This is a genomic window from Streptomyces sp. NPDC020801 (assembly GCF_044334385.1).
Classification (GTDB): Bacteria; Actinomycetota; Actinomycetes; order Streptomycetales; family Streptomycetaceae; genus Streptomyces.
The window spans coordinates 135,224-144,123 of sequence record NZ_JBIRST010000021.1; the positions used below are offsets into that span (position 1 = coordinate 135,224).

The following is an 8,900-nucleotide window of genomic DNA, read 5'->3' on the forward strand; positions in this document are numbered from 1 at the left end:
GGATCACTCGGCGCGGCATGCCTTGACGCCGTGCACGCGCGCGTACTCATCGGCGAGCCAGGGTCCCAGATCGTCGACGTAGCGGCGCAGTACGCAGGGGTCGCCCACCGGCTCGTAGCCGGACGCCGCCGCCGCGCCCATCTGGGCGGCCCGCGCGGGGTAGTACGTGCCGAAGGCGCCGGCCATTTCCCGCAGGTCGCTGGTCCAGCCCCGCCAGCGGGGCATCACGAGGGTGAATCCGGTGCGGACCAGGTGCCGGGACATGAAGCGCACCAGCGGCCTGCGGGCCTCGGCGGTGTCCTCGGCCGTGCCGATCCGCTCGCGCCACCTGGGCAGGTGAAGGGCCAGGTCCCCGTTGGTCTCCCGTGCGAGCAGCGGGTCGTCGGGGCGGTAGCGGGGCAGGTGCGCGGCGAGATCCTCCCCGAGCAGGGGCGTACAGAGGCAGGCGACGAACCACCCCAGGTCGTACCGTTCCAGGTCGCTCAGCAGCCGGTCCCGGCCGAAGAGCAGTGTGCCGGCCCCGTCGATCTGGTCGAACCCGGCGTCGAGCGCCGCACCGAGCGCCCTGGTCCTGCCGGTCGGCGTCCGTCGGCTCGTCCCGCAGCGCGACCAGCAGGTCCAGGTCGCTGCGTCCCGCGCGCGGTGCCGCGGGGGATCGACCCGTAGAGGTAGGCGCTGTGCAGCCGTCTCCCGTAGACGCGTGGCAGGCGGTCACGGGCGGCGGCCACGACGGGACGGAAGATGCCGTGCACGCGCGCGAGGGACCCTTCGCGCGCGATGTGTCCCTCCGGGGTGAGGCCCCTGCGCGGCAGGTGCCGGGAGGTCAGCGCGACCTCTTGGCCAGCCGCTCCACGTCGAGCAGGATCACCGCGCGGGCCTCCAGACGGAGCCAGCCGCGCTGGGCGAAGTCCGCCAGGGCCTTGTTCACGGTCTCGCGGGACGCGCCGACCAGCTGGGCCAGCTCCTCCTGCGTCAGGTCGTGCACGACGTGGATGCCCTCCTCGGACTGCACGCCGAAGCGGCGCGAGAGGTCCAGCAGGGCGCGGGCGACACGGCCCGGCACGTCGGAGAAGACCAGGTCGGACATCTGGTCGTTGGTCTTGCGCAGGCGCCGGGCGACGGCGCGCAGCAGGGCGCCGGCCACCTCGGGCCGGGCGTTCAGCCAGGGCTGGAGGTCGCCGTGGCCCAGGGCCAGCAGCTTGACCTCGGTCAGCGCGGTCGCCGTCGCGGTGCGCGGGCCAGGGTCGAAGAGCGACAGCTCTCCGATCAGCTCGCCCGGGCCGACCACGGCCAGCATGTTCTCGCGGCCGTCGGGGGACGTGCGATGCAGCTTGACCTTGCCCTCGGTGACCACATAAAGACGGTCGCCCGGGTCGCCCTCGTGGAACAGCGAGTCGCCACGTGCGAGCGTCACCTCCGTCATGGAGGCGCGGAGCTCCGCGGCCTGCTCGTCGTCGAGCGCCGCGAAGAGCGGATTGCGCCGCAGAACGTCGTCCACGAGTTCTCTCCTTGTCGACCTGCTCAGGGGATCTTGCTCCCCGGTGTGCCAGGGGACCGTGTTCCCCATTTTGCCGGACGATCCAAACAGTGTGATCTGTCACAAGGATGCCGCACAGGTGTCCCGGGGTAAGCGGCAGGGGTCCAATCGGGCGCCGATCTTCGGGGTCCGGGGCGGATGTCGGTGCCGGGCTTTAGGCTGGCCGGGTGTCCAAATCGCCGGTGAGAGCGCAGGCCGAGGGGGCTGGGCGGGTGGTTGTACGTCAGGATTCCGCTATGGGCGAACAAGAGCCCGACGATGGAAAGAAAGCGGCAAAAGCGGCAAAAAGGGCGCCCGTGAAAAAGGTGGCGACCACGAAGGCGGCGACCAAGGAGACCGCGGTGAAGCGGACCGCCACCAAGAGGGGCGCCGCGGGCGAGAGCGCCACCGGTACCACCGGTAAGAAGACCCCTGCCGGTAAGAAGACCGCCGCCCCGAAGAAGGCCGCTGCCGTGAAGAAGGCCGTCCCGCCCAGGAAGGTGGCCGTCGCGCCGAAGAAGGCCACCGCCGCCGTCGAGAAGGCTCCGCCCGCGCGGACCATCGCCCCCCGGCAGCCGAAGGGTGAGTCGCGCACCGCTCTCGTCCGCCGCGCCCGCCGGATCGACCGCGAGCTCGCCGAGGTGTATCCGTACGCCCACCCGGAGCTGGACTTCGAGAACCCGTTCCAGTTGCTGGTGGCCACCGTCCTGTCCGCCCAGACCACGGATCTCCGGGTCAACCAGACGACGCCCGCGCTGTTCGCCAAGTACCCCACCCCCGAGGACCTCGCCGCCGCCAACCCGGAGGAGGTCGAGGAGATCCTCCGGCCCACCGGCTTCTTCCGGGCCAAAACCAAGTCGGTCATGGGCCTGTCCAAGGCGCTGGTGGAGGAGTTCGGCGGTCAGGTGCCGGGCCGCCTGGAGGACCTCGTCAAGCTGCCCGGAGTGGGCCGCAAGACCGCCTTCGTGGTACTCGGCAACGCCTTCGGCCGCCCCGGCATCACCGTGGACACGCACTTCCAGCGGTTGGTGCGGCGCTGGCAGTGGACCGAGGAGACCGATCCGGACAAGATCGAGGCCGCCGTCGGCGCGCTCTTCCCCAGGAGCGACTGGACGATGCTCTCGCACCATGTGATCTTCCACGGCCGCCGCATCTGCCACGCCCGCAAGCCGGCCTGCGGCGCCTGTCCGATCGCCCCGCTCTGCCCGGCGTACGGCGAGGGCGAGACCGACCCGGAGAAGGCGCAGAAGCTGCTGAAGTACGAGAAGGGCGGCTTCCCCGGCCAGCGCCTGAAGCCCCCGCAGTCCTATCTGGACGCGGGCGGCAGGCCGGCCCCGCCCCTGGGGGCCGGATGACCGCGGAGGGACGATCTCGGTGCGCCGGACGTTGCACACGGCAGTACGCAGTGCGACGGGAACCAGGGCGGCCGGAACAAGGGCGACGGGAACCAGGACGACGGGAACCAGGGCGGCCGGAACAAGGACGGCGTGAACCGGTGCGGCCGGGACCAGGACGCCGGGACCGGGCCGGCCGGGACCAGGGCGGCCGGGACCAGGACGGGCGAGGGGCAGGACGACGAGGTACGGGCGGCGTGAACGGGGGTGTCGATGGCGCGGGTGAGCGAGACGGCGAGTGAGGCGGCGGGCGAGACACAGGGTGGTTCGGTGGTGCTCAGCAAGCAGGGACTGCCGGGGTGGCTGGAGCCGGTCGTGCGTGTCGTCGAGACGGTCCGGCCCGTCCAGCTGAGCCGCTTCCTGCCGCCGGAGGACGGCGCGGGGCGCCAGTCCGCCGTCCTCATCCTCTTCGGCGAGGGTGAGCGCGGGCCCGAGCTGCTGCTCATGGAGCGGGCGGGCTCGCTGCGCTCCCACGCCGGCCAGCCGTCCTTTCCGGGCGGGGCGCTCGACGCCGAGGACGGCGACCCGAAGGGCGAGGGGCCGCTGCGGGCCGCGCTGCGCGAGGCCGAGGAGGAGACCGGGCTCGCCCCGGGCGGCGTCCAGCTGTTCGGCGCGCTGCCCCGGCTTTACATCCCGGTCAGCGGCTTCGTCGTGACACCCGTGCTCGGCTGGTGGCGCGAGCCCAGCCCGGTCGGCGTCGTCGACCCGGCCGAGACCGCCCGGGTGTTCACGGTCCCCGTGGCGGATCTCACGGACCCGGACAACCGCGCGACGACCGTGCACCCCAGCGGCCACAGAGGTCCGGCATTTCTGGTCGAATCGGCACTTGTCTGGGGCTTCACCGCCGGAATCATCGACCGCCTGCTTCACTACGCGGGCTGGGAGCGGCCCTGGGACCGTGACAAGCAGGTCCCGCTCGACTGGCGGTCATGACAGGGTGGGCTCCGTACCGTGCTGCCCGGGGGACGCCTTGTCCCGCTGCCGCCGCGCGGCGGGCCGGGTCCCCGGCCGACCTGTGGTGACCGGTGACCGGAAGACGATGAGGCGAGGCTCGACGCGGTGAACGTGCTGGACATCCTGTTGCTGGTCGCCGCCGTGTGGTTCGCGGTCGTGGGTTATCGCCAGGGATTCGTCGTCGGCGTCCTGTCGGTGATCGGCTTCATGGGCGGCGGCCTCGTCGCCGTGTACACCCTCCCGGTCATCTGGGACGCCCTGACGGACAACACCCCGGTCAGCACCACCGCGGCGGTCGTCGCGGTCATCGTCGTCATCGTCTGCGCCTCGGTCGGCCAGGCCCTGACCACCCACCTCGGCAACAAGCTGCGGGTGTACATCACCTGGACCCCGGCCCGCGCCCTGGACGCGACCGGCGGCGCCCTGGTCAACGTCGTCGCCATGCTGCTCGTGGCCTGGCTGATCGGCTCGGCCCTCGCCGGTACGACCCTGCCGACGCTCGGCCGGGAGGTGCGCAACTCCAAGGTGCTGCTCGGTGTCTCCCGGGCGCTGCCCGCGCAGGCCGACACCTGGTTCGCGGACTTCTCCGCGGTCCTCGCGCAGAACGGCTTCCCGCAGGTCTTCAGCCCGTTCGCCAACGAACCCATCACCGACGTACGGCCTCCGGACCCGGCCCTGCGCAACAGCGTCGTGGCCGCCCGCGCCCAGCGGTCCGTCGTCAAGGTCGTGGGCACCGCCCACAGCTGCGGCAAGGTCCTGGAGGGCAGCGGCTTCGTCTTCGGCGACCGCCGCGTCATGACCAACGCGCACGTCGTCGGCGGCGTCGACGAACCCACCGTCCAGATAGGCGGCAGGGGCAGGAAGTACGACGCGAAGGTCGTCCTGTACGACTGGCACCGCGACATCGCGGTGCTCGACGTCCCCGATCTCAAGGCGCCGGTTCTCAAGTTCACGGCCCAGGACGCGCGCAGCGGCAACAGCGCGATCGTCGCCGGCTTCCCGGAGAACGGGTCGTACGACGTCCGGGCCGCGCGCGTGCGCGGGCGCATCACCGCCAACGGGCCGGACATCTACCACCGGGGCACCGTCCGCCGCGACGTCTACTCGCTCTACGCGACCGTCCGCCAGGGCAACTCCGGCGGCCCGCTGCTCACCACCGACGGCAAGGTGTACGGCGTGGTGTTCGCCAAGTCCCTCGACGACGCGAACACCGGCTATGCGCTCACGGCGGACGAGATCCAGCAGGACATCGCCAAGGGGCGTACCGCGAACGAGCAGGTGGACAGCGACAGCTGCGCGCTTTGAGGACCATGGGCCCGCAGAACTGTGGGTGTCAGCCGCGGGGATGGCGCAGGCGCACCGAGACCCAGCGGGCCCGGCGGCGCAGGATGCGCGGAATGCCCACCCGGGGGTCCGTGCCCGTCAGCTGCGGGGCGCCCCGCTGGTGGGAGCCCGGGCCGCTCGCCGAGCGGCGGGTGCGTGCTGCGTCACTGTAGTCGTGCGTCCAGCCCATACCCCGACGTCTGCCCCCGCCCCAAGGTCGATAACCGCCTGGGGGCGCCCCAATTGGCCTATGCGCCGGGCAATTGGCCGTTCGTAGGACAGCTGTTCACGTTCGGATACCGGGCGTATCGGCCGGGTCACCGATCGGGCTCGGGGTCTTTCAGCCAGTTGACGAGTTCGGTGGAGAAGGCCACCGGGTCCTCCTCGTGCGGGAAGTGTCCCAGGCCGTCGAACAGGCGCCAGCGGTACGGCGCCTCGACGTACTCGCCCGAGCCGGCCGCGCTGCGGGTGCGCTGGACGGGGTCCAGGGAGCCGTGCAGATGCAGCGTCGGCACGCGCACGGGCCGCTTCATGCGGCGGTAGAACTGGACGCCGTCGGGACGGGCCAGGGAGCGCACCAGCCAGCGGTACGGCTCGATCGAGCAGTGCGCGGTGGAAGGGATGCAGATGGCCCGGCGGTACACCTCGACCGCCTCGTCCTCCGGCAGCCGGGGCCCGGACCAGTCCCGTACGAGACGGGCCACCAGCGCGCCGTCGTCGGCGGTGAGCTGACGCTCGGGGATCCAGGGGCGCTGAAAACCCCAGATGTACGAACTCGCCGCCGTCTGCCGGACGTCGGCGAGCATCGCAGAGCGCCAGCGCCGCGGGTGGGGCATGGAGCTGACCGCGAGGCGCCGTACGAGTTTGGGGCGCATCGTGGCCGCCGTCCACGCCAGGTAGCCGCCGAGGTCGTGGCCGACCAGGGCGGCGTCCGGCTCGCCGAGCGAGCGGATCACGCCGGTGATGTCGAGGGCGAGATTGGCCGGGTCGTAGCCGCGTGGTGTCCGGTCGCTGCCGCCCACCCCGCGCAGGTCCATGGCCACGGCCCTGAAGCCCGCGTCGGCGAGCGCGACCAGCTGGTGCCGCCAGGTCCACCAGAACTGCGGGAAGCCGTGCAGCAGCAGCACCAGGGGCCCGTCGCCGAGCTCGGCGATGTGGAAGCGAGCGCCGTTGGCGGCGACGTCCCGGTGCGTGACCTTTCTGCCGCCGGGGACGTCGATCCGTACGATCTGCGTCGACTGTGTCGATTGCGCCGAAGGGGCGGCGGGCTCCGTCATGAGGATGAGCGTGCCACAGCCTCGATGGCCTGGGGGGACCGGTCCGCCAGGGCGGGGGTCTCGGGACGCGGGTGCGGCTTGGCCTTCTGCAGGACGCCCGCCGTCTCCTTCATCGACGCGGCGACCTTCTGCGGGCCCTGGCTCTTCTTGGCCTTCTTCGCGAAGACCACGCCGATCAGCGCCAGTGCGCCGGCGACGAGGACGTTGGCCGCGAAGGACAGCAGGAAGCAGACCGCGAGGTTCCAGCCGCTCCAGGTCCGGATGCCGTACGCCAGCGCGAAGTTGAGCATCGGCAGCGAGAACAGCAGCAGTACGCCGGCCGCGCTGAACGCGCCGCCGCTGGTCGCGCCCCGCTTGACGTCCTGCTTCAGCTGGGCCTTGGCCAGCGCGATCTCGTCGTGCACCAGCGCCGACATTTCGGTCGTCGCCGAGGCGAACAGCTGGCCGATACTGCGTTCGGCGCCGACCGGGCTGCCGTCGGGTGCGCTCATCGCGGGTCTCCCTCTTCTGCCTGAACTTCTCTGCGACTGCTCTGCAACTGCTGTGAACTTCTCTGCCCTGAAGTCCGGTTCCGTCCGGCTTCGACTGCTGCCTTACTTCTGCCCGACTGGGAACGGTCCTGTCTTTTGTACCGTCCCGTCAGATCATGCCGGACTGTCGTTCTCCTCGCCTGCCCCGCCCGGCACTTCGGCAAGCCGCCGTGCCCGTTCGGCCTCCTTGAGTTCGGCGAGCCGGCGGTGCTCGGCGGCCTTCCCTTCGAGGATCGCGGCCATGCGGAGGTGGTAGGCGGGGTCGTCCTGCTCGTAGACGTCCGGGATGCCGTCGAGGTCGTCGTCCCGCTCCTCGGCCTCGCACAGCCCGCGGTACCGGGCGTTGCGCATCTTCAGCAGGACGGTCGCGAGCGTGGCCGCGATCAGGGAGCCGGTCAGGACGGCGGCCTTGACCTCGCCGGTCAGCGCGGCGTCGCCCTCGAAGGCGAGCTCGCCGATGAGCAGGGAGACGGTGAAGCCGATCCCGGCGAGCGAGGCCAGGGCGAAGACGTCGGCCCAGGCGAGCTCGTCGCTGAGGGAGGCCCGGGTGAACCGGGCCGTGAGCCAGGTCCCGCCGAAGATGCCGACCGTCTTGCCGACGACGAGGCCCAGCACGACCCCGAGCGTCTCGGGCCGGGTGAACACCTCCCCGAGCGCCCCGCCCGTGACCGACACGCCCGCGCTGAACAGCGCGAACAGCGGCACGGCCAGGCCCGCCGAAAGGGGCCGTACGAGGTGCTCGATGTGCTCGCCGGGGGACTGGGACTCCATCTCGCGCCCGCCCGGCCCGGCGACCTCGCGGGTGGTGCAGCGCAGCATCAGGCCCATCGCGACGCCCGCGACGGTGGCGTGCACGCCGCTGTTGTACATCAGCCCCCAGATGACCAGCGCGAGCGGCACGTACACGTACCAGCCGCGCACCCCCTTGCGCAGCAGCACCCAGAAGACGGCGAGGCCCGCCACCGCGCCGCCGAGCGCGGCGAAGTTCAGGTGGTCGGTGAAGAAGACGGCGATGATCAGGATCGCGAACAGGTCGTCGACGACGGCGAGTGTCAGCAGGAAGGCCCGCAGGGCGCTGGGCAGCGAGGTGCCGATGACCGCGAGCACGGCGAGGGCGAAGGCGATGTCGGTGGCGGTCGGTACCGCCCAGCCGCCGAGGGAGCCGCCGCCGGTGAGGTTGGTGAGGGCGTAGACGGCCGCGGGCGCCGCCATGCCGCACAGCGCGGCGACCACCGGCAGGACGGCGGCCCTGGGGTCCTTGAGGTCGCCGGCGACAAGCTCCCGCTTGAGCTCGATGCCGGCCACGAAGAAGAAGATCGCGAGCAGCCCGTCGGCGGCCCAGTGCTCGATGGAGAGGTTGAGGCCGAGGGCGTCGGGGCCGAAGTGGAATTGGCCGAGGCTCTCGTAGCTCGCGTGCAGGGCGGGGACGTTCGCCCAGACGATCGCGGCGATCGCGGCGAAGAGCAGCAGGACGCCGCCGACGGTCTCGGTGCGCAGCGCGTCCGCGACGAAGTTCCGCTCGGGCAGCGACAGGCGTGCGAAGACCTTGCGGGCGGGGCGGGTACGGGGCGCGGCCACGGGAACCTCCGGTCGGTGGGCAGGACTGAGCACATGCCGACCAGACTTCCCGGCGCACCTGAGGATCTTGTTGTGGTGTTGTCGCTTTGTTTAGTTTACCTAAGATGCCCCGGGCGGGTCAGGTGATGTCCACAGGGTGTGCACATCTGTTCGTGACAGGCAAAAGGGGCACCCGGCGTCTCTGTCGCCGGGTGCCCCTTCGGGGCCCTGCTCAGTCCTCGCTCGGCGCCGCCGGGAGCTTGGTCTGGATGAGGTCCATGACGGTGGAGTCGGTCAGGGTGGTGACGTCTCCGAGTTGCCGGTTCTCCGCCACGTCGCGCAGCAGTCG

The 8,900-nt window shown here is 71.5% G+C and carries 8 protein-coding genes and 1 pseudogene; 3 read left to right on the forward strand and 6 right to left on the reverse strand.

Translation table 11 applies throughout. The features are described 5' to 3' along the window. Window positions 1–3: 3 nt before the first annotated feature. A pseudogene (locus ACH4UM_RS33325) lies at window positions 4–752 on the reverse strand (nucleotidyltransferase domain-containing protein). 71 nt (window positions 753–823) lie between these two features. Next, on the reverse strand, window positions 824–1,498 hold the full coding sequence (locus ACH4UM_RS33330) for a Crp/Fnr family transcriptional regulator (RefSeq protein WP_073947085.1): 675 nt from the start codon (window positions 1,496–1,498) through the stop codon (window positions 824–826). 275 nt (window positions 1,499–1,773) lie between these two features. On the opposite strand from ACH4UM_RS33330, the gene nth reads away from it, so the two are divergent. The 3 genes from nth to ACH4UM_RS33345 all read left to right on the forward strand — a co-directional run bounded on the left by nth (window position 1,774) and on the right by ACH4UM_RS33345 (window position 5,169). Next, the gene (gene nth, locus ACH4UM_RS33335; protein ID WP_398187630.1) at window positions 1,774–2,871 is read left to right on the forward strand and encodes an endonuclease III; all 1,098 of its coding nucleotides are present in this window, start codon (window positions 1,774–1,776) and stop codon (window positions 2,869–2,871) included. Window positions 2,872–3,123: 252 nt separating this feature from the next. After that, the gene (locus ACH4UM_RS33340) at window positions 3,124–3,843 is read left to right on the forward strand and encodes an NUDIX hydrolase (RefSeq protein WP_398187633.1); all 720 of its coding nucleotides are present in this window, start codon (window positions 3,124–3,126) and stop codon (window positions 3,841–3,843) included. Between the two features lie 126 nt (window positions 3,844–3,969). Then, on the forward strand, window positions 3,970–5,169 hold the full coding sequence (locus ACH4UM_RS33345; protein ID WP_398187636.1) for a MarP family serine protease: 1,200 nt from the start codon (window positions 3,970–3,972) through the stop codon (window positions 5,167–5,169). Between the two features lie 28 nt (window positions 5,170–5,197). Here ACH4UM_RS33345 and ACH4UM_RS33350 read toward each other — a convergent pair whose 3' ends face one another. The 4 genes from ACH4UM_RS33350 to nhaA form a co-directional block, all read right to left on the reverse strand. After that, window positions 5,198–5,377 (reverse strand): hypothetical protein, encoded by a 180-nt coding sequence (locus ACH4UM_RS33350; protein ID WP_398187639.1) that lies wholly within the window; start codon window positions 5,375–5,377, stop codon window positions 5,198–5,200. A gap of 127 nt (window positions 5,378–5,504) precedes the next feature. After that, the gene (locus ACH4UM_RS33355; RefSeq protein ID WP_398187642.1) at window positions 5,505–6,464 is read right to left on the reverse strand and encodes an alpha/beta fold hydrolase; all 960 of its coding nucleotides are present in this window, start codon (window positions 6,462–6,464) and stop codon (window positions 5,505–5,507) included. Next, complete coding sequence (locus tag ACH4UM_RS33360) at window positions 6,461–6,955, reverse strand: phage holin family protein (protein ID WP_398187645.1); 495 nt, start codon at window positions 6,953–6,955, stop codon at window positions 6,461–6,463. Before ACH4UM_RS33360 ends, ACH4UM_RS33355 begins: the two co-directional genes overlap by 4 nt. A 153-nt stretch (window positions 6,956–7,108) precedes the next feature. Then, window positions 7,109–8,572, reverse strand: a complete 1,464-nt coding sequence (gene nhaA, locus ACH4UM_RS33365) for a Na+/H+ antiporter NhaA (protein ID WP_398187648.1) — start codon at window positions 8,570–8,572, stop codon at window positions 7,109–7,111. Window positions 8,573–8,900: the final 328 nt, after the last annotated feature.